A 223-nucleotide genomic window follows, 5' to 3' on the forward strand; every position below is an offset into this window, starting at 1 on the left:
GCTTTTATTACATGTCTTTTTTATGTTGAGGGCGTATAGCTCAGGTGGTTAGAGCACTGTGCTGATAACGCAGGGGTCACTGGTTCGAGTCCAGTTATGCCCACCAGGAAAAGATATGGGGATATAGCTCAGCTGGGAGAGCGCCGCACTTGCACTGCGGAGGTCAGCGGTTCGAACCCGCTTATCTCCACCAATGAGAAGAAATAGGACAATGAGAAATGAA

2 tRNA genes are annotated in these 223 nt (G+C 48.9%); both read left to right on the forward strand.

What is annotated here, in order from left to right:
* Window positions 1-29 precede the first annotated feature (29 nt).
* Window positions 30-106 (forward strand) — tRNA-Ile (locus tag AYC59_RS06055).
* 11 nt (window positions 107-117) lie between these two features.
* A tRNA-Ala gene (locus tag AYC59_RS06060) sits at window positions 118-193 on the forward strand.
* The last annotated feature ends 30 nt before the right edge of the window (window positions 194-223 follow it).

Origin of the sequence: Pseudostreptobacillus hongkongensis (genome assembly GCF_001559795.1) — a bacterium.
GTDB classification, from domain to species: domain Bacteria; phylum Fusobacteriota; class Fusobacteriia; order Fusobacteriales; family Leptotrichiaceae; genus Pseudostreptobacillus; species Pseudostreptobacillus hongkongensis.